Origin of the sequence: Mesorhizobium sp. ISC15, from assembly GCF_037162615.1 — a bacterium.
Classification (GTDB): Bacteria; Pseudomonadota; Alphaproteobacteria; order Rhizobiales; family Rhizobiaceae; genus Mesorhizobium; species Mesorhizobium mediterraneum.
The window spans coordinates 169,664-190,668 of record NZ_JAVSPX010000002.1; the positions used below are offsets into that span (position 1 = coordinate 169,664).

Annotated in this window: 20 protein-coding genes and 7 pseudogenes; 10 read left to right on the forward strand and 17 right to left on the reverse strand. The window is 59.7% G+C overall.

Annotated elements, in window-relative coordinates:
* Positions 1–71: 71 nt before the first annotated feature.
* A complete protein-coding gene (locus tag RPG13_RS33695; protein WP_337127110.1) occupies positions 72–284 on the reverse strand; it encodes a DUF5372 family protein in 213 nt (70 codons plus the stop codon).
* A gap of 95 nt (positions 285–379) precedes the next feature.
* On the opposite strand from RPG13_RS33695, the pseudogene RPG13_RS33700 reads away from it, so the two are divergent.
* The 4 genes and pseudogenes from RPG13_RS33700 to RPG13_RS33715 form a co-directional block, all read left to right on the forward strand.
* A pseudogene (locus RPG13_RS33700) lies at positions 380–1,159 on the forward strand (Mu transposase domain-containing protein); the annotation flags it as partial.
* Positions 1,160–1,170: 11 nt separating this feature from the next.
* Positions 1,171–1,908 (forward strand): IS21-like element helper ATPase IstB, encoded by a 738-nt coding sequence (istB, locus tag RPG13_RS33705; RefSeq protein WP_128178331.1) that lies wholly within the window; start codon positions 1,171–1,173, stop codon positions 1,906–1,908.
* Between the two features lie 128 nt (positions 1,909–2,036).
* Positions 2,037–2,435: pseudogene (locus RPG13_RS33710) on the forward strand (ATP-binding protein); the annotation flags it as partial.
* A 195-nt stretch (positions 2,436–2,630) separates the two neighbouring features.
* Positions 2,631–3,431: a helix-turn-helix domain-containing protein gene (locus RPG13_RS33715; RefSeq protein ID WP_245330060.1), complete on the forward strand. Its 801-nt coding sequence runs from the start codon at positions 2,631–2,633 to the stop codon at positions 3,429–3,431.
* A gap of 25 nt (positions 3,432–3,456) precedes the next feature.
* Here the strand turns inward: RPG13_RS33715 and tnpB are convergent.
* From tnpB to RPG13_RS33735, 4 genes and pseudogenes are all read right to left on the reverse strand, one after another.
* A pseudogene (gene tnpB, locus RPG13_RS33720) lies at positions 3,457–3,662 on the reverse strand (IS66 family insertion sequence element accessory protein TnpB); the annotation flags it as partial.
* Positions 3,659–4,030 (reverse strand): IS66-like element accessory protein TnpA, encoded by a 372-nt coding sequence (gene tnpA, locus RPG13_RS33725; RefSeq protein ID WP_128310051.1) that lies wholly within the window; start codon positions 4,028–4,030, stop codon positions 3,659–3,661. The gene tnpA and the pseudogene tnpB, both read right to left, overlap by 4 nt.
* A 76-nt stretch (positions 4,031–4,106) precedes the next feature.
* Positions 4,107–4,605, reverse strand: a pseudogene (locus RPG13_RS33730) (IS6 family transposase); the annotation flags it as partial.
* A 192-nt stretch (positions 4,606–4,797) separates the two neighbouring features.
* Entirely contained in the window at positions 4,798–5,547 is a 750-nt protein-coding gene (locus RPG13_RS33735) for a response regulator transcription factor (RefSeq protein ID WP_095488788.1), read from the reverse strand.
* Between the two features lie 479 nt (positions 5,548–6,026).
* On the opposite strand from RPG13_RS33735, the gene RPG13_RS33740 reads away from it, so the two are divergent.
* The 3 genes from RPG13_RS33740 (at position 6,027) to RPG13_RS33750 (ending at position 6,994) form a co-directional block, all read left to right on the forward strand.
* Positions 6,027–6,200: a hypothetical protein gene (locus RPG13_RS33740; protein WP_158302689.1), complete on the forward strand. Its 174-nt coding sequence runs from the start codon at positions 6,027–6,029 to the stop codon at positions 6,198–6,200.
* A 14-nt stretch (positions 6,201–6,214) separates the two neighbouring features.
* On the forward strand, positions 6,215–6,472 hold the full coding sequence (locus tag RPG13_RS33745) for a hypothetical protein (RefSeq protein WP_095488789.1): 258 nt from the start codon (positions 6,215–6,217) through the stop codon (positions 6,470–6,472).
* Positions 6,473–6,580: 108 nt separating this feature from the next.
* Positions 6,581–6,994, forward strand: a complete 414-nt coding sequence (locus RPG13_RS33750) for a hypothetical protein (RefSeq protein ID WP_337127111.1) — start codon at positions 6,581–6,583, stop codon at positions 6,992–6,994.
* A gap of 47 nt (positions 6,995–7,041) precedes the next feature.
* Here the strand turns inward: RPG13_RS33750 and RPG13_RS33755 are convergent, their stop codons facing one another.
* Genes RPG13_RS33755 through RPG13_RS33765 form a run of 3 tightly spaced genes read right to left on the reverse strand, consistent with a single transcriptional unit; the run spans position 7,042 to position 10,191 of the window.
* Positions 7,042–8,037: a tyrosine-type recombinase/integrase gene (locus RPG13_RS33755; protein WP_337127112.1), complete on the reverse strand. Its 996-nt coding sequence runs from the start codon at positions 8,035–8,037 to the stop codon at positions 7,042–7,044.
* Positions 8,027–8,971 (reverse strand): tyrosine-type recombinase/integrase, encoded by a 945-nt coding sequence (locus tag RPG13_RS33760; protein ID WP_287307412.1) that lies wholly within the window; start codon positions 8,969–8,971, stop codon positions 8,027–8,029. Before RPG13_RS33760 ends, RPG13_RS33755 begins: the two co-directional genes overlap by 11 nt.
* Positions 8,968–10,191, reverse strand: a complete 1,224-nt coding sequence (locus tag RPG13_RS33765; RefSeq protein ID WP_337127113.1) for a tyrosine-type recombinase/integrase — start codon at positions 10,189–10,191, stop codon at positions 8,968–8,970. The genes RPG13_RS33760 and RPG13_RS33765 overlap by 4 nt, the downstream gene beginning before the upstream one ends.
* A gap of 152 nt (positions 10,192–10,343) precedes the next feature.
* Between RPG13_RS33765 and RPG13_RS33770 the strand changes: the two are divergent.
* Positions 10,344–10,769: pseudogene (locus RPG13_RS33770) on the forward strand (DDE-type integrase/transposase/recombinase); the annotation flags it as partial.
* Here the strand turns inward: RPG13_RS33770 and RPG13_RS33775 are convergent.
* The 6 genes and pseudogenes from RPG13_RS33775 to RPG13_RS33800 all read right to left on the reverse strand — a co-directional run bounded on the left by RPG13_RS33775 (position 10,770) and on the right by RPG13_RS33800 (position 16,511).
* Positions 10,770–12,143, reverse strand: coding sequence for a recombinase family protein (locus RPG13_RS33775; RefSeq protein ID WP_287181813.1), 1,374 nt, complete (start codon positions 12,141–12,143; stop codon positions 10,770–10,772).
* Positions 12,144–12,498: 355 nt separating this feature from the next.
* The gene (locus tag RPG13_RS33780) at positions 12,499–14,562 is read right to left on the reverse strand and encodes a recombinase family protein (RefSeq protein ID WP_095488790.1); all 2,064 of its coding nucleotides are present in this window, start codon (positions 14,560–14,562) and stop codon (positions 12,499–12,501) included.
* The gene (locus RPG13_RS33785) at positions 14,559–14,849 is read right to left on the reverse strand and encodes a hypothetical protein (RefSeq protein ID WP_128178335.1); all 291 of its coding nucleotides are present in this window, start codon (positions 14,847–14,849) and stop codon (positions 14,559–14,561) included. Before RPG13_RS33785 ends, RPG13_RS33780 begins: the two co-directional genes overlap by 4 nt.
* 82 nt (positions 14,850–14,931) lie before the next feature.
* Positions 14,932–15,318: pseudogene (locus RPG13_RS33790) on the reverse strand (recombinase family protein); the annotation flags it as partial.
* A 258-nt stretch (positions 15,319–15,576) separates the two neighbouring features.
* Complete coding sequence (locus RPG13_RS33795) at positions 15,577–16,056, reverse strand: helix-turn-helix domain-containing protein (RefSeq protein WP_128178319.1); 480 nt, start codon at positions 16,054–16,056, stop codon at positions 15,577–15,579.
* Positions 16,057–16,223: 167 nt separating this feature from the next.
* On the reverse strand, positions 16,224–16,511 hold the full coding sequence (locus RPG13_RS33800; RefSeq protein ID WP_128178321.1) for a DUF5372 family protein: 288 nt from the start codon (positions 16,509–16,511) through the stop codon (positions 16,224–16,226).
* A 161-nt stretch (positions 16,512–16,672) separates the two neighbouring features.
* On the opposite strand from RPG13_RS33800, the gene RPG13_RS33805 reads away from it, so the two are divergent.
* Together RPG13_RS33805 and RPG13_RS33810 are read left to right on the forward strand one after the other, a co-directional pair.
* The gene (locus RPG13_RS33805; protein WP_442921406.1) at positions 16,673–17,344 is read left to right on the forward strand and encodes a Mu transposase domain-containing protein; all 672 of its coding nucleotides are present in this window, start codon (positions 16,673–16,675) and stop codon (positions 17,342–17,344) included.
* A pseudogene (locus RPG13_RS33810) lies at positions 17,328–17,675 on the forward strand (IS701 family transposase); the annotation flags it as partial. The gene RPG13_RS33805 and the pseudogene RPG13_RS33810, both read left to right, overlap by 17 nt.
* A 154-nt stretch (positions 17,676–17,829) precedes the next feature.
* Here RPG13_RS33810 and virB11 read toward each other — a convergent pair.
* From virB11 to RPG13_RS33825, 3 genes are read right to left on the reverse strand one after another with little or no spacing between them, the layout of a single operon-like run.
* On the reverse strand, positions 17,830–18,825 hold the full coding sequence (gene virB11 / locus RPG13_RS33815; protein WP_337127114.1) for a P-type DNA transfer ATPase VirB11: 996 nt from the start codon (positions 18,823–18,825) through the stop codon (positions 17,830–17,832).
* On the reverse strand, positions 18,822–20,237 hold the full coding sequence (locus RPG13_RS33820; protein ID WP_287261545.1) for a TrbI/VirB10 family protein: 1,416 nt from the start codon (positions 20,235–20,237) through the stop codon (positions 18,822–18,824). Before RPG13_RS33820 ends, virB11 begins: the two co-directional genes overlap by 4 nt.
* Positions 20,227–20,985, reverse strand: a complete 759-nt coding sequence (locus tag RPG13_RS33825; RefSeq protein ID WP_128178030.1) for a TrbG/VirB9 family P-type conjugative transfer protein — start codon at positions 20,983–20,985, stop codon at positions 20,227–20,229. Before RPG13_RS33825 ends, RPG13_RS33820 begins: the two co-directional genes overlap by 11 nt.
* Positions 20,986–21,005: the final 20 nt, after the last annotated feature.

The following is a 21,005-nucleotide window of genomic DNA, read 5'->3' on the forward strand; positions in this document are numbered from 1 at the left end:
AACGGCGGTGAATCCGGCATGCGGCGGCATAATTAGGTTGACACATGCGGCATAAATTGCCTGACACGTGTTCAGCCGCCATGGCTGCGCTCGATTTGCCCGATCAACGCCGCCAGGGTTGCCAGATCACATGGACGCACGAACGACCGACCGGCCGCGACCTGAATGAAAACATCGGGTTCAGCGACGTCCGTCCATGACGCAAGCAGCGAGCGAAGTCGTCCCGCCGCGTCGTAGAACATGACGCGGTCCTCGCCCCAGTTCTGCTTGCGGGTCGACAGCACGAAGCGCTGGCCGCGCCATGGATGGAACGGGTGCGTGATCTCGAACTCTATACGCGCTCGAGTGTCAGCACGAACTGCAGTCCTGGACTTGAAAGAAAGCCAAGGTCGAGGCGGCGGTGCGGATTGTCGAGCGCTGGCTTCTCGGCCGCCTGCGCCATCGTGTCTTTTACAGCCTGGCCGAGGTCAACGCGGCGATCGGCGAGTTGCTTGCCGATCTGAACGATCGCCGCGTGCTACGCCGTGTCGGCTGCACGCGGCGACAACTGTTCGACGAGATCGACCGGCCCACACTCAAGCCGCTGCCGGCTGAGCGTTACGTCTTTGCTGAATGGCGCATTCGGCGCGCCGGCCTCGACTACCATGTCGAGATCGACCGGCACTATTACTCGGTGCCATACCGCTTTGCGCGGGAGCAGGTCGAGGCGCGCATCACGGCGACCACCATCGAGCTGTTCCGCAAGGGCGAGAGGATCGCCGCCCATCTGCGCTCCAGCGGCAATGGACGGCACACGACGGTGTCGGATCACATGCCTTCATCGCACCGCCGCTTTGCCGACTGGACGATCGAGAGGATCAACCGGGAAGCTTCCGCGATCGGCCCGGATGCGGCCTTGCTGTGCCAGAAGATACTGGCGGATCGGCCGCATCCCGAACAAGGCTTCCGCGCCTGTCTTGGCGTCATCCGGCTCGTCAAGGGCTTCGGTCGCGAGCGCGTCAACGCCGCCTGCGGCCGGGCGCTGGAGATCAACGCCAGGACTTATGGCTCAGTCCGCTCAATCCTCGACAATCACCTCGACCGGGCATCGTCGCGCCAGGCGACGGCTCGCGAGCCCATCGACCACCCCAATATCCGCGGTTCCCGCTATTACCACTGAAGGAGAATGACATGCTTGCACATCCCACCCTCGACCGGCTCAACGCCATGGGCCTGACCGGAATGGCCAAGGCATTCAATGAACTGGCCGCCAATGCCGAGGCCGAACAGCTATCGCATGGCGAATGGCTGGCGCTGTTGCTCGACCGGGAATGGAGCTGGCGCTACGATCGCAAACTCGGCGCCCGCCTGCGCTTTGCCAAGCTGCGCCATCAGGCCGCCCCTGAGGATGTGGACTATCGCGGTGAGCGTGGCCTCGATCGAGCCTTGTTCCTCAAGCTCATCGCGGGCGACTGGATCGATGCCCACGACAATCTGGCCATCTGCGGCCCATCAGGGGTTGGCAAGAGTTGGTTGGCCTGCGCGCTCGGGCATAAGGCCTGCCGGGACGACCGGTCCGTTCTCTATCAGCGTGTCCCACGCCTGTTCGCCAACCTGGCGCTCGCCAGAGGCGATGGTCGCTACGCACGCCTGCAACGCACGCTCGCCCGCGTCCAATTGCTGATCCTTGATGATTGGGGCCTTGAACCACTCGACGATCAGGCCCGGCACGATCTCCTCGAAATCCTCGAGGATCGCTACGGCCGCCGCTCCACCATCATCACCAGCCAACTGCCCGTGTCAGCATGGCATGACGTCATCGGAAATCCGACTTATGCCGACGCCATCCTGGATCGCCTCGTTCACAACGCTCATCGCATCGATCTGACGGGCGAAAGCCTGCGGCGAAAGCAGCCGCAAAAAGCTTGACACCTGACGCATACGAAATGACAACAATCAACGCCAGCAGAGCCCTAGCCCCAGGGGGCGAGATCATATCGGAATCCGGGGGCGCAATCATATCGGAACAAAGGGGCGGCTTCGTCGGAATCGGCACCCTGGGCCACAAAGCCTGCCGGGACGGGCGCTCCGTCTCCTACCAACGTGTCCCGCGCCTGTTCGAGGCAATGGCGCTGGCTCGTGGCGACGGTCGCCATGCCCGCATGCTCAAGTCTCTCGCTCGCGTCGAGCTGCTGATATTGGACGACTGGGGCATCTCGGTGCTCACTCAAAGCCAGCGCATCGATCTGCTGGAGATGCTTGAAGACCGCAACGGGCGGGCCTCCACCATCGTAACAAGCCAAGTGCCCGTCGATCAGTGGCACGAAGTCATCGGCGACGATCCCACCCTTGCCGACGCCATCCTCGACCGCCTCGTTCACAATGCTCACCGCATCAACATGACCGGCGAAAGCTTGCGGAAAATAGCTGGCAAGCAAGCGCTTGACGCCGACTAAAAACCAGTGAACTCATAGCAACCGTCGGTCAGGCTTCTGCTGCCCACGATCGCGTGAAATCACTGCCCACGATCAGCGAAATGCGCACTCGACGTCCGCAAGGAGATCCAAGCCCGGCATGAAGAAGCAGATCGGCTACGCTGCCGCGCGGTCGAGCGCGCCAAGATCGAGGCCGATCACGCCCAGCGCCGTTTCATGCTGGTCGATCCCGATAATCGTCTCGTCGCCGACACGCTCGAAGGCGAATGGAACGAGAAGCTCCGTATTTTGGCCAAGGCCCGCGAAGATCGCGAGCGTGCCCGGGAGCACGATCAATTCATCCTTGATGAAGCTGTCCGCGAGCGGCTGGTCGCAATGACGGTGGATTTCAACAAGCTCTGGGCGGATCCCGATACCCCGAACCGCGAACGCAAGCGACTGCTTGCCCACATCATCGAGGATGTCACTCTCGTCAAGCTACCGGCGGAAGGAACCACCAAGGTTCACGTGCGATTCAAAGGCGGCAAGATCCAGACGCTCACCACCCTGAGCCCAAAATCTTCCGCCCAGCAGGTCAAGACGCAGCCCGGCATCGTCGAACTGGTCGATAAACTCCTCGACGACCACATCTATTCCGAGATCGCAGAACTGCTCAACCAGAAAGGATACCGTCCGGGCGAGGCCGCACGCCGCGGTCGCCACAACGCCCGCTTCACGGCCTTGCGAGTTGCCTATCTCGTTCACCAATACAAGCTGCGCTCTCGCTATGACCGTCTGCGGGAACGTGGAATGCTGACAAAACAGGAAGCGGCCGCGCGTCTCAATATCCACGAGCACACCGTCACCAGATGGGCCAAGCATGGCCTCATCACCAGCCACGCCTACAACGGGCACTATTGCCTGTACGAACTTCCCGTTTCGGATCTACCGCAAAAACAATGCAGCCGATGGAACCGGCTCGTCGATCGCGCTGCCGCACGAAGGCAAAATGCCAGCCAGGCAAAAACTCTCAACTGAAGACGAAAGGGACGTAGTATGAATGCAGATCGTTCGTAAACAGGCAGGCACCCTGGCCGTCATGCCAGATCACCTTGATCAGCCCTCCTCGACGCCCGCGGAAACAAAACAAATGGCCGCTGTGCGGATTGCGCTTCAACGTCTCCTGCACCATCAATGCGAGGCCGGGGAAACCATGTCCGTATAGCCAGTGGCGAGCCACACCTTCACACCGCTCGGGACCGGGATCATCGCCGCTCCAGCACATCAAGAATCCGGCCGAGCGCCTCGGTATCGATATCACTCTCAATCCGCAGGCGACGGGCACCGCCAAGCTCGATCGTCACCATGCTGCTCTTCTTGCGCGGTCGGGAGATCGGCGCTGGCTGCGCCTCGACGACCTCCACGGGAACAAGCTGCGGCACGGACGGCGCGGAGATCTGGCAGAGCTCCTTGCGCCACCGGAAAAGCTGGCTCACATGAAGGCTCGCCGATCGCGCGATCTCCGAAACACTGGCCCCAGGCTCGAACGTCGCAGCGACCAGCCGCTCCTTCTCTTCCCGAGACCAGCGCCGGCGCCGCTCGACCGACGTGATCACTTCGATCTGATGCTTCGTCACAGGGCTACTCCTAGTGCTTGCACTAGGACTTGCAGCCTTCAGCCTACCTCAGCAAGGCGGCCGTCACCGTGGGGATACGGCTTTTGCGGATGCGGATCGGCTTCAGTGGTCGCCGCGATCGCTGCCGCAGGCGGCTTTCAGCGTCGCAGGAAAGGATTGCCTCGTGATTGGTCTGGCTGCCGTCGATGACGATGCGCTCCGGCTGGCCATGGCGCGCCAGCGCCTTGCGGAGGAAGCGTTTGGCCGCCACCAGGTCACGGTTTTCGCTGAAATTTGAATTCGACGGTGTCGCCGAGGCTGTCGATGGCGCGGTAAAGATACATCCACTGGCCGCGGACCTTGATGTACGTCTCGTCCATATGCCACTTGCTGCCGACCGCACGCTTGCGCCGGTTGAAGCGCTCCAGCAGCTGCGGCGAGAAGTGAGCGACCCAGCGATGCACGGTGGAGTGGTCGACCTTCAAGCCGCGTTCGGCCATCATCTCTTCCAGATCGCGCAGGCTCAGATTGTAGGCCAAGTACCAGCGCACGCACAGGAGGATCACCGACTGGTCGAAATGACGGCCCTTGAACATCACGTGCTCCTCCATAGCTGAGGAGCGTTCCATGACTGCCCCGCTTACCGAAAGGTTTGCGACAGAGCCACGTGGCTTCTCAAACCCTTCCAGGGCGGCAATGGTCATGGCACGGCTCCGAATCATGGGAGCCTTATGGATCAGATCAACCGCAATCCAAAAAGCGCGTTGACCCAAGTTCGTTGCCCTGGGTCAAACCCCATGACTCTTGGTATAAGCCCGCTTGGCGTCTATACTGAACACATAACCGATGCCCCGCGCGGTCTTTATTATTTGTGGTGCACGCGCATCCACTTCGATCTTTCGGCGCAAGCGCAGAACCTGAACATCGACGCTGCGATCGAAGATGTCCTCGTGAATGCGGGTGGCCCGTTGAAGGTATTCTCGGGACAATGGCTGATTGGCCGCCTCGAGGAAGGCAACCAGAAGAGTGTATTCTCCCTTTGTGAGCGGTACTGGCCTGCCCGAAGGGTGTCGGAGCTGTCGAGTCCTCAAGCGGAGCTCCCATCCGCCGAACAACCATCTTCCCGATTCTGTCTTTGGCTGGTTTTGCACGGAGGTGGCCAAACGCCGTCTGACAAGGGCGTTGATGCGCATCGAAAGCTCGAGCATTGACAACGGCTTACTCAAATACTCGTCTGCACCGGCTTCTAGCCAGGCCAACATATCGTTCTCGCTGCGGTGGTTCCCAGTGACGACGATGGGTATGCTCCCGCCGTCGCGGAGATTGCGCAAGATTTCGGCGCCACCACTGTGATCAAAATCCAAACTGGCGATGATGACGTCCGGCTCTCGCTTTTCGCGTAGTTCCAACGCTTTCGCGTGCGTATGTGCCACAGTGGTTGACATATCGCACCTCTGCAGGTGCAGTTCCACTGTTTTGATAAACGCAAGATCATCGTCGACTATAAGGACGTTTACTGTCTTGCATGCTTCATTCATATTTTTTTCTCCACTCGCGCCCACCTAGTCGGTGCTGGTCTGGCCGCAACCTTCCAACTGCAGTTCGCTGCTTAGCTGGACGCATTTGGGTGCAGCAGCCGCCTCCAATTTGCACGGCCTTGGGATTGCGGCTGTAACCGAAGGAACTTGATTTCGTAGCGCTGCCGCTTAACGCGTTGGGCAAGTGCCGTGGCCTTTTGCTGTTCGCGTTCGTCTACCTCCGCTAAACGCCCCTCGAATCGGGTTGGAGTTTTCCGCGCCATTTCGTCGCCGGGGCGGCTTTGAAGATGAGATTCGGCGTCTAAAAGGTCTACCGCCGCGCCCGAAGCAGAAGCCAAGCGGGATGGAGCAGTCCAAGCAGAGCTCGCCTCCGGCAACGGTCCCAAGCGGCGTGCTCGAGCCGGGCGATCGTCACCGAAGAACGCCGTCTTTGTTATGAGCCGCCACCGGGCTCGCGGTTTCTGGGGCGGACAAGCTTCGTGGTGCAGGATCTGACGATCGGGGTGCGGGTGGTCCGCTATCATCGGGACCGCGGGCGCCTGCCGGATGGCCGGATCGTCGTCGCTGCGCTGCCGGACGGGGTCGACGGGCACTTCGGTTTGGAACTTCGGCGTCTGGTGCTGTCACTTTATCACCAGGGTCAATCGAAATAGATCGGATCGTCGGGTTGCTGCGCGACTTCGGTGTGTCGATCTCCAAGCGCCAGGTCGTGCGGATCCTGACCAGCAAGATCGACGCCTTCGTCGCCGAAGCGAGGCAGGTTCTGACGGCCGGGCTCGCTTCGGCCGGTTGGATCAGCGTCGACGACACCGGGGCCCGCCACGGTGCGGTCAACGGCCTGTGCACGCAATTGGGCAATGACTGCGGATTCCAGGGAATGACCGGACGGGATTCCGATCAAAATCCGGACGGCATTCCGATTTGAAGCCGGCCAGCGTTCCAACCAAAGACCGGCCAGTTTTCGGCACTGAAGATCACCTCCTGGGTCAGCAACTTTGGCATCAAATACCTCGCTACGGACGAGGAGATTTTGATGCCGGCAAAGAGAAGGCTGACCATGAGACAGTTGAGACAAATGCTTCGGCTTGCCGGAAGCGGGACCAGCTCCCGCGAGATTGCGGTCGTGCTGGGAATAGCACGCAGTACGGTGCAGGATAATCTGCAGCGCGCAGCGGCAATCGGGTTGAGCTGGCCCCTGCCAAGCGAGCTGACCGATGACGCGCTTGAGAACAAACTCTTCGCTCGCAATGGCGTCAAACAGGGCACGCGGCGGCGCACAGAGCCGAACTGGGCCAATCTTGCCGTGGAGCTCAAGAAGCCGGGCGTCACGCTCCTCATCTTGTGGGAGGAGTATCGAGGAAGTCATCCCGACGGATATGGCTACAGCCGTTATGTTGCGGCCAAATTTATGTTGCGTCTCGGGGGGATGAGCCAAGGATCTCGGTGATTTCCTTGGCCCAAGCCACCACATAAGAAGAACGGCGAGGGAGTTCGCTACAGGGCTTTCAGGAATGCCATTAATGACGGCAGAGATCGCTGCCGTGGGGGCTCTTTCAAGCCGCTGATATCAACCTTGGCCAACGCCTTGGCCTTCATTTCCAGATCAACCTCGGCGTAGATGTGCGTGGTGTCCAACGACACATGGCCGAGCCAAGCGCGGATGGTGTTGATATCGACACCGGCACGCAGGAGGTGGACGGCTGTCGTGTGCCGAATCGTATGAGGGCTGACGCGCTTCGTCGCCAGGGTCGGCACGGTTTTGCTCGCCATGGCGGCATATTGCGTCACGACGCGGTGTATTCCGAACCGTGTCAAAGGTTCCTTCATCCGCCCCAGAAAGACTGCATCGCTCCTATCCCGATCGGTCACGAGGCGAGCCAGCGATATCGCCGTCGTTGGCCACAATGGGCAGATCCGGACCTTGTTTCCCTTGCCATGGAGTCGCACTGACGGGGACGTGCACAGCTGAAGATTGCCGACCGTCAACTTTGCTGCCTCATCGGCGCGCGCACCAGTGTTGTAGAGGAATAGCAGCAGGGCATGGTCGCGCACTCCAAGACTCACACGCCTGTCGGGTTGGCCGAGGAGCGCATCCATCTCAGCTTTTTCGAGATAGCCGATCGCGGCCTTTGCCGTCTTCTTGAATGGTATCGCCCTTATCTCGGAACACCAGGCCAGGTTGACGGGCGAACGCATGCCGATGAAGCGTGCCAGTGAATGAATGGTCGCAAGCCGTTGGTTACGGGTTGCTTCGCTGCATCGGCGATCACGTTGCAGATGGTCCAGGAATTTGCGGACGATTGCCGGCGTCAGCTCTTCCACCGTCATACGATCGATAGCACGACCTCCCTGCTTGCTTGCAAACGGCAGCAGCAGTGTAAGCGTGTCGCGGTAGCTGGCTTGGGTGTTGCGGGAAAGATTGCGTTCGGCAACCAGGTGCTCCAACAGGAAACGACGGATCCACGGACCAAGGAGGCTCTCATCCTTCATGGTTGGCCCCCATTGCGTATTGCGCAAAGCGCTGGCTGGCTGCATCGAGGAGATCCGGCGTCATGTGCAGATAGCGCTGTGTTGAACGGATATCGATGTGACCAAGGTAGGTTGCGAGTTGCGGGAGCAATCGCTGCACGTCTTGGCCGGAGCGATACCAGGCAATCACCCGGTGCACGGCTGCCGTGTGACGAATATCGTGCAGTCGTGGCGGCCGAAGCTCGCCGACAGGACAACTGATTCCGGCGGCATGGCGGACATGCTGGAACCAGGAAATGACCCGCACGTAGTGCCACGGCCGGCCATCGCGCGTGGTTAACAACGGTGATTCTTGCCCGCGCGACAAAGGGAGAAGGCGCCGGCGTTCGATATGCGCAGCCAGCTCGCAGTTGAGCTTTGGTCCGATCGGCACAAGACGCGTTTTGAAGAACTTCGTGTCGCGGACAGTGATGATCTGCTCGGTCAGATCCACGTCGTGCAGGACCAAGCGAAGCGCCTCGCCGATGCGCATACCGGTACCGTAAAGCAGCAGGAGAAGGGTACGATAAATTGCCGGCACCTGAGGACTGTGCCCAACCTTCAGGATCGAGGTCGCGTCCACCAGTCGACGTAGCTCTTCGGTCGAGTAGACGTACGGGGTCTGTTGCGGCGGCAGCTTCGGGATTGTTGTCGGCAGCGGCGAGAACGTCGCATGGCCGCGGCTGACGGCGAACCGGTAAAAGCCGCTCAGGACTTTGTAGCGCAGCATCCAGGCGGCGCTGAGCGAGCCGCTGCCTTGGAGAAACGCGGCTACCGTCTCTGGGGTAATCTCGCTGATCTCGGGATTGCCCAACACACGGCAGAACCTGCGCAGCAGCACCTCGGCGGACTCGAAACGCATGCCTAATGACCGCTGCTTGGCCAGATAAACGTCGACGACATCGGTCAGCATCATTGCAGCGCTCCCAGGTCGAATGCACCAACCTCGCGAAGAGCTGCCAAGTTCACCTTGGCGTAGATACTGGTTGTCGCCGCGCTACGGTGCCCCAGGTGGTCTCCGATCTCTTTTATCGACAGACCTTCGGCAAGAAGCCGGGAGGCGCAGGCATGGCGCAGCGCATGCCCGCCGCGATGGGCCGCTTCGATTCCAAGCGCGACAAATCTGCGGTTCGCGACATCATAGATGCTCCCCGCCTTCAACGGCCGACGGGGCGCTTGCATGCAGAGGAAGACTTCCGGGCACGACGACGATGGCCGTATCGTGTCGATGTAGTGGGCGAGCGCCTCAGCAACAGACGAGACGAGCGGATAAATCTGCGGCTGGCGGCGCTTCAAACGGAAAAGCCGTAGCGTCCGACCGGCCCAGTCGATCTGATCGAGGCGCAATGCCACTACTTCCCCGCTGCGCATTCCATAGACCGCAAGTAGCAGCAGGATTGCACGATCGCGGATGTCCCGCGGCTTGTCGGTCTCGGCATCGGCTAACATGCGCTGCACGTCTGACCAGTCCGGGGCGTACGGCAGAGACTCCTGTCGGTAGAGCCGGGGACGGCAAATCGATCCGGCCAGGCTGTCTGCGCACATTCCCCGCTTTCCTGCGTAGCGCAGAAATCCGCGCAGAGCCGAAGCGGTGTTGGCGACCGACACGCGGGACCATCGTCCCGTCGCCTGGGTAACGAAATAAGCGTCGATGTCCCCGGCCTGAAGATCCCCGAGTTGCCGGTTCGTCTGGTCGCACCAGCGCAGGAACCTACCGATCACACGGGTCCATTGCTCGAGCGTCGATGGTGTGAAGCCGCGCTCATCGCGCATCCATCTCACATACTCATCGAGTTGGCTCTGATACTCGAACCCGGCACTCGGTTCACGCCACCAACCGAGAAATCGAAGCCAAGGTCGTCCGATATCGATCAGTCTTCGCGCCGCGGTGACGGCTCCGTGGGCTTGTTGCCTCTCAATGGCGATCTGTCGGAGGGCCTCGATGTCGATGCCCTCCGAAGCGGCATCCGGGCCGAGACGCGTAGCAATCCACAACAGCTCGCTGCGCTTGGTTCTGAGAGAAAAGGGAGTGGCGCCGCGTTCCGCGCAGTGGCGAAGGTAACGATTCCGCTCTTCGGCAAACGGCGCGTCATCATTGTGGTGGCCCGACGAGTGGCCGGAAGTCGTCTTATCCATAGCAAACCTCCATTGGAAAAGGCTTGCTAGCCAGCCATTAAGTTATGTTGCGTCAAGGACCCAACGACGGCCAGACGCCTGAGAAAGAAAAGGGCTTCCGCAACATAAATTTGGCCGCAACATAACGGCTAAAGTGTTATGCCGAACATATTAGTCGGTTCTGCGAGCTCTTTCGCAGCTTCGAACAGCGGCTTTCCCCGACGATGCGCCAGGAACACGCCGCCGACGACAAGGGCTTCGTCGACTATTCCGGCAAGAAGATCCCGATCGTTGATCGAGACACCGGCGAGATTCGTGAGGCGGAGATCTTTGTGGCAGTGCTGGGAGCGTCCAGCTTCACCTATGCCGAAGCCACCTGGACCCAGACACTGCCTGATTGGATTGGTTCACACGTCAGGATGTTTCGTTTCTTTGATGGCGTTCCCCGCCTGATCGTCCCCGACAATCTGAAGTCGGGTGTCAGCCGCGCCAGCTTCTACGATCCCGAGATCAATCGCAGCTACGGCATGATGGCATCCCATTATGGCGTCGGCGTTCTTCCGGCACGGCCGCGACGGCCGAAGGACAAGGCGAAGGTTTCATAGTGCGTCCTGTTCGGCTGATGGCACGGTAATGGAGGCAGGGCGGGCGGGATTAGCGTTACAGCCTGGGCGACCTTTGATGATCTCGAGGTGGGAAGGAATATCCCACAGACCCCGGCTGAGATTGTCGCTGTAGACTTTGGTGATGAGCCCCTGACGTCCCCATTGATGCACGGTGGTCTCGGCGATCTCGAAGCGTTCGGCCACTTCCTGGGTGGTGAGCATACCACAATCGCGCAGGCGCTGGCGACGACCGGGCAGGTTATAAGTTCGGCGGATGAAAGCGATTTTCTTGAGATTGAACGGCTTGCCGTCCCAGGTCCGCTGACCGCGTTCATTGAAGATGTCGGCGACCTCGCGATCGCAATAACGGTCGAGCAAGCGGTCGACCTCGGCGATCAAGTCGGGCTTGGATTTACGGATCTGGAAGATCGGCAGCGGCCGGTCCAGCGTCAAGGTTCGGGTCGCCCCGCCGGAGAGCCGCACGTTTGCGGTAATCGTCTCGGCCTTGATTAAGGTGACATCGGCGACCAGCAGCCGCAGGATACGCTTGCGCTCGCGGACATCGATGCGGGCATCGCTCCAGATCCGCGGGAACTGCTCGGCAAGATCGCGGACGCGTTGCTGCGTCTCGGCGTCGAGGGCGGCGGCTTCCTCGGGCGCGCGTCGTTCATAGTCCTCGACAACGTCGGTGTGGAGCCGCAGCTTCTCGTTCCACTCGGCCTCGAGAGTGTCGGCAACGAGGCGATTGTCGGGATCGACCTTCATGTAGCGGCGCCGGGCGAGCTCGGCGTCATGACGCGTCCGCTCGATATGCTGTCGGCGCAACGTGTCCATCTCGGCGGCGCGTGCCTCAAGCTCGCGCTGCACCGCCAGGGTGACCTCAAGGGTCATCGGCGTCATCAGCTCGACAAGCAATGCACCCACCGCCGGGTCGACGACTTTGCCGGGCACGGACTGGCAGACCTTGCCGCCACGGCGGGTGGCGGTTTCCTGGCAGATATAGGTCGGGACAGGCTGACCATGCTCCTGGCTGTAATGGACGCCCATGCGCCCGCCGCAAAGGCCGCAGAGAACTCTGCCCTGGAGCAAGGCGGATCCTTCGCGGACCGGCCCGGCGCGGCGCTGCATTCCGTAGGCTTGCGCATTGGTGGCGAGACGCTCCTGGTTGGCCTTGAAGCGCTCCCAGTCGATATAGCCCGGATGCAGGTCGGGCATGACGAACCGCCAGTCAGCCATATCCACCTTGATCTGCGAGACGCCGCCGCCCGGCCGGGGCCGTCCACGCGTTCGACCGTAGACGAAGGCGCCGGCATATCTCGGATTATGCAGGACCTGGAGAGGATGCGGGCGTGCCGTGGCGGCGCCCACATGAGTTCGCCTTTGTGCAGTCCCTTGCGCAGTCGCCGCGGGAACAGGGTGCCTTCGTCGAGGAAGAACTTGACGGTTCTGGTTGCGCTGCCCAGGCGCTCGAAGGTGGTGAACACCATGCGGAGCGCGGCCTGCACCTCGGCGTCCGGGTCGAGTGCGAGGGTGCCATCGGGCAAGTAGACCAAGCCCACGGGCGGGCCTATCTTCAGATCGCCGCGGCTTGCCTTGTTGAGTTGGCCGCCGCGCATGCGCGCCTTGAGGAAGTGCAACTCCGCTTCCGACATCGTTCCTTTCAAACCCAAAGAAGTCTGTCGTTGAAGCTGGCCGGGTCGTACGAACTATCATGTTGATACCCTCATTCGGTAGCGGATTGAGTAAAGTCGAGGTGTTGCCGCACGCCGGATTTGAGCTCTTTTATTGCGGCGATTGTTGCAGCGGCATCTGGAAACAGAACGCGTTTGTGAGTGGCGCTTTGGTGGATACTGATCACGCCATTGCGGATTCGATGCCGTATCCAGGAGCGAGAAACGTCCGCCGCCATCGCTAATTCAGACACCGATAGCCACCCGGGAATGTGGTGAGAGCGGGCTGGTGTAGACTGCCTCAATACGCGATGGCCTTGTCGGACGACCTGGACGGTGCGCACAGGAACGTAGCTGCGGCGCGGTGAGCGGAAACCTTCCTTAGTCAGTCTGGCAGCTATTGCCGTGTCGTCGAGCCCTTGATGAGCCAGTTCGAGCAGCCGGACCTCCATCTCGGCGCCGCGAGACAGGGCGCTCAAGGCATGAACTCTCGGCTCGACCTCGCGTTCGGTAACTTCACCGCCTCGCCAAACGATGCGGATCGTAATCCGATCTCGGACCACCCGTTGCAGGATCACTTTGTCGATCAAGCTGCGTATTAAGGCTTTCTTGCGTCCCCACTCTATGTCAGGTCTCTGCCAAAATTCAGGAAGTTGCGAACTGGCAGCGATAAAATCATTCTGTTCTGTCGGCGTCAGATCGTCAGATTGACTTTGCATCGCGCGATGGCGCTCAAGTGCATCCTCCGCTTGACGAAGCTCACGCAGAGCCCTCTCCCAACGGCGCTCCAACTCTGCCGCGATCAGCCGATTGTCTGGGTCAACCCGATCGTATTGCCGTTCTGCGAGCAGCGCTTGATAACGCAGCCGTTTGATCTGCTGCTCTTCAGCGCGCTCAAAAGCCTCGTCTGCCTGCTGACGAGCATCTTTGGCGTGCATCAACTCGGCCAACTCAGCCGGACTGGCCGCCGCGAAGAAGGCCTCAACGACGCGGGCGTCGATGGGATCGGCTGGCAAATGCTGGCATAGGGCTCCGCCCTGGCTGCGTGCCAGGAAGTTGCAGACGTAACGGTTGCCGTTCTTGTATTCAACGCCCATTTTATGGCCGCATCGCCCGCACCAGACAATGCCTTGCAACACCGCCGCGCCATCACGCGGCGCACCGCGTGTCTGGTTTCGTCGGTATTCAGCATGATTGTCAGTCAGCATGGTCTGGATCCGCTCGTAACGCTCCCAATCGAGATAAGCAGGATAACGGTCTTTCACTACGATTTTCCACTCTGCCATTGGCCGGCGTCGCGAGATGATCTTACCACTTGCATATCTGGTGTGACAGGACTGGGTGCGGCCATAGACAAAGGCGCCGGCATAGGCCGGGTTCTTCAACATCCCGGCAAGCATGCTGGCAGTTGGGACGCGCCAGATAACGTCGCCAAATCGATTTCGCCGCGGTATGGTGAGCGCACGATCCCGCAAGGAACGGATCACTTTTCCGACGGTGCCCAACTCCCAAAATGCAGAGAATATCAGGGCAATCCGGTCCTGCACTTCCTGGTTTGAATCCTTCATCACGACACCATTGGCGTCCCGCTCCAACCCGGCTGGTAATAGCAATGCCAGCTCGCCCCGCTTAGCCTTGCTGAGCAAACCGGCTGTCAGGCGGCCACGAAGCGTGTGCAATTCTACTTCCGAGATCGTACCCTTCAGGCCAAGCAACAAGCGCCCGTTGGCCGAGCCCGGATCGTAAATTCCGTCGCGGTCGCCGATGAGGCATTGCCGATAGCCGCATAAATCGAGGAGCGGGTACCAATCGGAACAATTGCGGGCAAGCCGTGTCACTTCATACGAGAGAACGATGCCAACTTCACCCAATGTGACGCGTCCAAGGAGATCTTTGAAGCCGGCCCGGTGAGCCGCCGCAGCTCCACTCTGGCCAAGGTCCGCGTCGATCACTTCGATATTGTTTTCGTCCCAGCCGAGATCTCCCGCACGCTGATGCAATGCATATTGCAGCCGCAGGCTTTCCTGGTTGTTGACCATCTGATGTGGTGTCGATTGCCGGATGTAAATCACGGCTTTTCGGCACAAATGCTGGGTCGTTATCAGATCCGACATCATGGCTCGCCCTCCAGAGAACCATGCGGGTCCGATAGGGGTGATTCGGTTTCTGACGTCAGGCTATCATGCTCAGGTATATCGAAGGAACTTTGCGGCGCCTGCGCCTTTGCAGAGCAGACAAGGCGAATAAAATCGCGAACGCTCGTAGTTGAAAGCTTGGCTAACGGCAGATCTGGTGCCGATGGATACAGATTGGTGGCCGAGATCGGAATCTTCAGGAAAACATCATCGCGGTAAACGACAAGAAGCTGACGATAGGGGTCGGCGCCGCTCGGTCTGCCCGCCAAAATGAAATCGCGCCCATAAAGTGGGTGCGTCGGATCGGCAACTGTTATCCGTTGATCATCCCCAAATCTAATTGGGGCATTAAGATGTGTGTTCGTAGACGCCATCCTCATCGAGGATGAGGGTGCTGGTCAGGGCGCACAGCTCAAGCAGCCGGTGCCAGTCGGCGGAGTTGCGGGCCAGGCGCGAGACCTCCAGCCCCATGACGACGCCGGCCTTGGCGAGGGCTACCTCGCTGACCAGTTCCTGGAAGCCGTCGCGGGCAACGGCGCTGGATCCCGATTTGCCCAGGTCGCAGTCGATCACGTGGACGCGTTCGGCCGGCCAACCGGCGGCAATGGCGCGATCACGCAGCCCATACTGTCGCTGCGTGCTCTCGCCGTTCTCGGCGACCTGTCGCAGCGTAGACTGACGGATGTAGAGGTAGGCGTCGCGCCGAAGGTGGTCGGCGGTGACTTTGAGGTCAGGCATGTGCTGGCTCCGCGGTTAGCGTGACAACAAGGCTGGCAAGGATGAGGGTGAGCTCGCTGGCGGCGATCGCGCCTGCCGACGGGGTGCGATGTACCGGGCAAGGCGGCGTAAAGTTGGGTGTTGTCGTTGCGGCCTTGATCCAGGCGACCATGCCTTGACGGCGCAGGGTTACGAGTCCTGATCCGGTGATCAGCCGGGCGCTGAGCACCGCGGTGCGCAGTTGTTCGTATGTGCCGACGAGGCTGGTCGCGCGGACGGTTAAGGCAGATCGAGTGGTTTTTTTTTGGGCGCCATGGCCCGCTCCAGACTTCGCCGGTGCACCCTGACGCCAAAGCGTGTGGCGATAGCGTCTACACGTTGCGGAACGGTGAGGTCGGGCCTCGTCGTCCTGAGTTGGTCGATGTAGGCGAGGACCTCGGCAGAGATCTTGTGTCCGCCCTTTGGACCCCGCTGCCGGGGCACCAGCCCGGCGAGGCCCTGGTCGGCCAAGGCGCTCTGAGCTTTGTAGAAGGTCGGCCGCGAGACCCCGAAGGCGCTGGCGACGTCGCTGATCGGCACGCGATCGGCCTGATGGCGGCGCACCATCTCGTAGCGGACCTGCACAAGGTCCCTGGCATCGAAGAAGGGATTGCCTGCAAACAGCGTGTCGCGCACGGCCTCGGGGTGGGGGTTGAGTGCGCCGTCGCGGGCCAAGGCCTCGGCCTTTGGGTCGCGTCGTGCTGGCTTTTGCTTCGCCATGACCATCATCCAAATTGATTCGTAAATATAAATACGCCTTACATTCTGAGACGTCAAACAAGGTCGCTTCACGATGACCGAGACAAATCTTGCAATTCTGGGCATAGCTCCGGTATCCGAGCAGGCGTTGCGGCGTAATTTGCCTTACACCAGCGGCGTATTTAACCTTACGCATCCTCCCCCTCCACCGGCGCAGAGACCCGATCCAGCAGCGTGAGCAAATCCAATAGGTCGACCGTCCGGAACGCCGCGCGCCCGGCCGCGACGCGCCGGAATGCGTCAGGCTGCTCCATGTCCGTCATTGCGGCGGCAATCGTGGGCAAGGTCCCGTCCGCCGCCCGGTAGATCACCCGGTCGTCGCCCCAATGCGGGCTGCGGCTGATCATGTCGAAGGTCTGGTCTTTAAGCGGGTGGAATGGGTGAGTAATGCGGACCGTGAGGCCGGTCGTCCCCATACGGGCTGCAGTTGACGGCTTTATCCAAGGCCAAGGTCGAGAACGGCGTGCGTTTCGCCCAAAGCTGCATTCTGGGGCGCCTGCGCAAACAGACGTTCTTCTCGCTCGCCGAGGCCAATGCCGCGATCGCCGGCGTGCTGGAGCGCATCAACAATCATGTCATGCGCCGGCTGGGCGTCAGCCGCCGACAGCTCTTCGAGGCGGTCGAACGCGCGGCGCTCGCAAGCCTGCCCGCCGAGGATTACGAGTTCGCCGAATGGCGCTTTGCGCGGGTCTCGACGGATTACCATGTCGAGTTCCAAAGCTTCTTCTATTCCGTGCCGCACGGCCTCATCCGTCAGCAGGTCGATATCCGGGCGACAGCACGGATGATCGAGATCTTCCATCGCGGCGAACGCATCGCTGTGCATCAGCGCCGATATGGCGGCAAGCGCTATGGAACGGACCCCGCACACATGCCGAGCTCGCACCGCAGCTATGCGGAATGGACACCGGATCGCTTCCGGCGCTGGGGCGCATCGATCGGACCGCAAACCGAAGGGCTTATCACCGCCATCCTCGCCAGCCGGCCGCATCCTGAGCAGGGCTTCAGAACATGTCTGGGTATCCTGCGCCTTTATCGCGACATCAGCCGCGAGCGCGCCGAGACCGTTTCGGCGCGCGCCGTCGAGATCGGCGGCCTGACCTGCAAGACGATCGCCTCGCTCATCTACACCCAAAAGCGCGCGGGGCAGTCCACCGAACCCGCCGCCGTCATGGAGCACGCCAATCTGCGCGGCTGCGCGGCCCCGGTTACTTTCATTGAGGAGACAGAACGATGCCGACGAATATAACGAGACGAAATCGGGACTTTGGACCCGTGGCCTCCTGATCCGGCGCAATATCAGCGACGGTGATTTCGCATTCTTCACGACATGGTGCCCGGCCGGGACGGGCATCCAGACGCTCGTTTCCGTTGAAGGCCATCGCTGGGCGATCGAAGACAGCTTCGAGACCGCCAAGAACGAGCTCGGACTCGATCACAACGAAACCCGGTCATGGCATGGCTGGCATCGCCACGTCACCCTCGTCATGCTCGCCTTCGCCATGCTGGCGGCGATCCGGTACCGCGCCAATGACGCGACGCCCCAAAAAAGACCGCGGATGCCGACCATCAGGATCTGATCCGCTGGTCTATCCAGGAAGTCCGGCGCATCGCCACCAGGCTTGCCCAGCGTCGCATAAAGCCCGCCGACGTAATTGCGTGGTCATGCTGGAGGCGCGCCCATCAGGCTGCCGCTCGACGGGCTCACCTAAAATCGAAAATGCAACTGTAATGCTAGTTCTGCGAGGGCAGGTTGATTTCCAGCACACCGCGCTTACCGTTGCGGCGGCCGACCTGAATGACCAAATCGATCGTCTTTTTCGCATAATTGATTATCTCGCCATGTGACATCTGCACACCGGAGCGCATCACCATGAGCGCCAGTCTGTCGAAAGCAAGTTCGGGGCTATCGGCGTGTATAGTTGTTATCGCGCCGGGGTGGCCGGTATTTATCGCCTCAAGAAAGTCATAAGCCTCAATGCCGCGGATTTCACCGAGAATGATCCGGTCGGGACGCATTCGCAAACAGCTCTCCAGAAGTTTCGATGGGCTGCGAGCGGATTCCCCCTTACGGTCGGCGATTAGTCCAACTTGGTTCTTGTGGGGTGGATGAAGCTCCTGCGCATCCTCTATGGTGATGATCCGCTCGGCAGGGTTTGCCATCGCCAGTAAAGCGCGCGCCACCGTAGTCTTGCCAGACGACGTTCCGCCCGAAATCAGAACATTGAATTTTTCGTCAACGGCCTGTCGGAATAGACTCTTCAGGTCGCCAGCCTTGGCGGCATCGGCGATTGCCCGATGGCGTTCGTGCCGAACAGCATCCACCATGATCTGTCGTCCGTCGACGTAGTCAATATCTGCGCTTTCCGAAGTCCGCAGCAGATATTTTCGAATCGACAGCGATACGCCTTGTTCGATTGCAGGTTCGACGACCACCTGCACGCGCTGCGGGTTCCCCCAAACCATAACGCGGCCTGAGACAATCGGATTAAGTGCCCCAAGCGTGTTGCGGGTCTCTCCGGCCAACTGTGCCCCAAGCCGCTTAATGGCCTGCGGCGGCAAGGTCACGCCGATCTCACGCATGTATACCGTATCGGCCTCCTCAATAAAGATGGAGCCATTAGGATTGATTGCCACCTCATTGATATTGTCATCTACCAAATAGTCTCTGAGTTGGCTCAAATACTGTTCAACGTATGAAATGCTATTTTTACACTGTTGATCAGTCATCGAATAATGAGATCCCGATTGACAAAGACGTGAATTTCCTCGCCCTGCGGGACACGAAGGACAGGAGGGAGGGACAGGTACTTGTTCAAGATACCCTCACTTTGGTCGCTGAGTGTTCTGGCAACGTTAGACGTGACTTGGCCATCTCGATTGGTGTCACCCATTCCCCCACCTTCAATAGTGATCGTCGCGCCACCATCTCTGGAGGATTTGCTGCTGCCTGTCATTGTGGGAATAATAGAAGGCAATGCGCTGATGGTGCTGATGAGGACAGCCGCACCTATCTTCTTGGCGTAGTGGTTATCCACGTTTCCTTCGGTGCCGGCGCGACCAAGCAGGTCCGTACCTGTGGAGCCGAGCGCGATCGACTTGCCATCGGGAGTGAGAGCCCGATCCCATCCGATTAACACGCGCTCTTGCTCAATATCGTCTCTGTTCCCGAAGGTGCCAATCAATCTTGTCCCTGCTGGCAGCAGAATGCGAGATCCGTCGAAGGAGAATACCGGTTCGATAACCTGCGCGCGAATATTTCCTGGCAGTTCCGTATTAATAGCCGTTTCAAGTACGGCGGAGATCATCGTGCCCTGGGCGACCATACGCGACGGATCAGGGAGAGTGCGAGACACAGAGGTTGCTGCTTCGGAGGCGGTACCAGCTGCAAGGGACCGGTCGTTCGCACCCCGGCCTTGGGGACGTTGTGAGACACCATCGACTGACGCGGAGCTCGCCCTGGATTCATCCATGACAACACTATTCGATTCCCTTTGTTTAGTATCGATTTCTTGGAATTGTCGATGATTTTCAGCGTTGAGCTTAGCAGCCTCCTCGGAGCCTTTGCGCTCCTCTTCCAGTCGCAAGGCTTCCCCCCGCAAACGCGCATTTTCAACCTCTATCTTATCCCGCTCCGAGCGAAGCCTTTGCACCATTTGTTCGCCATAGCGTTCAAGTAATTCTTGCACGTCGGCGGCCGACATGTTAGTCTGTTTCTTATCGCTGACTACTTGATCGATTTTCTTTCTTAGTTCATCGAATCTCTTGTCTATCTCGTCAGCCTTTGGTTCGATCGCTTTTGGTTGCGCCTCAGGAACAGAAAAATCAAGTGCTGGGCTGTCCTTGGTCAAGCGATCAACTTCCAGATCAACCTGCGACGCCTTCTGCTCATCGTCATCATGCAAGCCGAGAATCGCCGCCATTTGCATCGGGCCGAGCGCCGTCCCGAACGCTATGGCGCTGGCGAGCAGCGCGGCGGCAACAAAGAGCTCACGGCCTCTGCCGCGCTTAGATTTACCCGTTTGCCGGGCTCGACGTCTTTTAAGCAGTTTTTCGCGTTCAGGATCGACAGGCGCGTCCGCCGCTGTCTCCGCTCCGCCGGGATCCTGTCGATGGCCGATGTCGGGCGAGTCATCTGTCATGTCCCAACCCTCTCCACCGTGGTTTTGCCGAGTGCACAACGCTTGCTTTACCTACGCAGACAGTGTCATTGCCGATTCTCATCACCCAGTAGTCGCTGGTTCCGTCCACGATGATGCGATCGCCTTTACTGCGTGAATTGACCAGCTTTTCCTCCCGGTCACGACCAACCTTAAAAATTGCCGGTTGGGGCGCACCCTTGGGCAGGACGAAAGTCGTCTGCAATGTATTGTCTGTCACGGCCAACGGGCGAAACCCCGCGTCACCCGAAACCACATAGCCGTGATTTGCTGGAGCGACTGCGGCACGGCTATTGCCCAATGTCTTGAACTCCTGAGGATAGGTGAAGACGGTCCGGAATGCCTGGTCGGCGCCTGCCGCCATCCCCGCGCTTATCTGGCCGACCGAACGTATCTCAAATGTATAGACGCGTTGGTCAGAATAGACCGTCATATTCGTGAGCGCTTTTTCGATAATAGGCTTCAGGCTGATCACATTGCCTCTCTTCAGCTTGATCACCTCCCAGGAGGCGCTATCTCCGATGAGAATCGATTCGACATTTTCCCCTTCAGCGAACTGAATAGCGGTTACTGATTTCAAGTATAGATTAAGTTTGTATACGTTCCTCTCATCGTACACGTAGCGTTTTATCCGCAGGTCTGATGCAAACCCGACAGGCGACTGCTCAGCCACCGCCGAATTTACTGACAGCACAACAGAAATCAAGGAAACATAGATAGATTTACACATTATCGCTTTGTCTTTTTGCT

Coding starts and splice junctions, on each gene's coding strand:
- istB (WP_128178331.1), top strand. CDS start 1,171: ATGCTTGCACATCCCACCCTCGACCGGCTCAACGCCATGGGCCTGACC.
- RPG13_RS33715 (WP_245330060.1), top strand. CDS start 2,631: ATGCTGGTCGATCCCGATAATCGTCTCGTCGCCGACACGCTCGAAGGC.
- RPG13_RS33735 (WP_095488788.1), bottom strand. CDS start 5,547: ATGAATGAAGCATGCAAGACAGTAAACGTCCTTATAGTCGACGATGAT.
- RPG13_RS33750 (WP_337127111.1), top strand. CDS start 6,581: ATGCCGGCAAAGAGAAGGCTGACCATGAGACAGTTGAGACAAATGCTT.
- RPG13_RS33755 (WP_337127112.1), bottom strand. CDS start 8,037: ATGAAGGATGAGAGCCTCCTTGGTCCGTGGATCCGTCGTTTCCTGTTG.
- RPG13_RS33760 (WP_287307412.1), bottom strand. CDS start 8,971: ATGATGCTGACCGATGTCGTCGACGTTTATCTGGCCAAGCAGCGGTCA.
- RPG13_RS33765 (WP_337127113.1), bottom strand. CDS start 10,191: ATGGATAAGACGACTTCCGGCCACTCGTCGGGCCACCACAATGATGAC.
- RPG13_RS33780 (WP_095488790.1), bottom strand. CDS start 14,562: ATGATGTCGGATCTGATAACGACCCAGCATTTGTGCCGAAAAGCCGTG.
- RPG13_RS33795 (WP_128178319.1), bottom strand. CDS start 16,056: ATGGCGAAGCAAAAGCCAGCACGACGCGACCCAAAGGCCGAGGCCTTG.
- RPG13_RS33800 (WP_128178321.1), bottom strand. CDS start 16,511: ATGGGGACGACCGGCCTCACGGTCCGCATTACTCACCCATTCCACCCG.
- RPG13_RS33805 (WP_442921406.1), top strand. CDS start 16,673: ATGCGCCGGCTGGGCGTCAGCCGCCGACAGCTCTTCGAGGCGGTCGAA.
- virB11 (WP_337127114.1), bottom strand. CDS start 18,825: ATGACTGATCAACAGTGTAAAAATAGCATTTCATACGTTGAACAGTAT.
- RPG13_RS33820 (WP_287261545.1), bottom strand. CDS start 20,237: ATGACAGATGACTCGCCCGACATCGGCCATCGACAGGATCCCGGCGGA.
- RPG13_RS33825 (WP_128178030.1), bottom strand. CDS start 20,985: ATGTGTAAATCTATCTATGTTTCCTTGATTTCTGTTGTGCTGTCAGTA.